The 891-nt window shown below is 68.2% G+C and carries 1 protein-coding gene and 1 pseudogene; one reads left to right on the plus strand and one right to left on the minus strand.

The window, feature by feature from the left end:
- Positions 1-177, plus strand: a pseudogene (locus tag ACMUOY_RS20225) (ATP:cob(I)alamin adenosyltransferase); the annotation flags it as partial.
- 89 nt (positions 178-266) lie between these two features.
- Here ACMUOY_RS20225 and ACMUOY_RS20230 read toward each other — a convergent pair.
- Positions 267-891 (minus strand): M14 family zinc carboxypeptidase (locus ACMUOY_RS20230; RefSeq protein WP_413894526.1); only part of this gene is annotated, 625 nt, incomplete at its 5' end.

The following is an 891-nucleotide window of genomic DNA, read 5'->3' on the forward strand; positions in this document are numbered from 1 at the left end:
GTGGTGGCGTTGGGCAACGAGGAGGCGCTGAAGGAGACGCCCCGCCAGTACCTGAACCGCTTGAGCGACCTGATGTTCGTGCTGGCCCGGGTGCTGAACCGCCACCGCAGCGACGGCAGCGTCGGGGACGATGTGTACTGGCGCAGCGAGCGCTTGAAGCAGGGGGCGGCCGAGTGAGCGCAACGGCAGCGCTTGCGGAAGACTCACGAATCCATAGCGCACGGCGACCCCTCCACGCTGGGGAAAGGCACTGTTGATTCAGTTTTTCACCGCGGGTGCTCGCCTAGCCCCTGATTAACGCGCTCGCTCATCCAGCGCAGCAGATCGATCCACATCTGGCGCATCTCGGCATTCAGCGGCGTGCGCTGGGCGTTCGGCAGCTCCACCGTCACCACCGGCACGCCCTTGTGCACGCCGCCGTAGTTGCCCAGCGAGCCCGGATAGATGCCGACCTGGTCGAGGTACAACCGTCCCAGACGCGCCGGCGGCACGGTGGGGCCGTCGAAATCCAGCACGCCGAAGGGCGCGTGGATGCTGACGATCAGGTGCGGCTTGAAGCGCGCCATCTCGTCGTGCAGGTAGCGGCTCTCCGGCTCGGACAACGGGCGAGGGCCGGGCCAGCGGCGCGGGTCCTTGCGGGTGCGCTTTTCCCAGTAGAAGGGCGCTTCGCGGTCCCAGCGCGGGGTGGGAAAGTTGCGGTTCAGGTGGACGCCGTTGGCGTTGACCCGCCGCGGGGGACGCGCCGTCAGGCCGTCCGGGTTCAGCGCGGGAATGAAGCGCCAGTGCACCGGCTGCGGCAGATCCATCGGCTGGCTCTGTGCCAGGGCGAGCCAGTGCAGGGCGACCGAGGTCGATGACAGCTCGTCACCATGCATGCCGCCGAGCACCAGC

Source organism: Candidatus Skiveiella danica, from assembly GCF_022705245.1.
Taxonomy (GTDB): domain Bacteria; phylum Pseudomonadota; class Gammaproteobacteria; order Burkholderiales; family Burkholderiaceae_C; genus Skiveiella; species Skiveiella danica.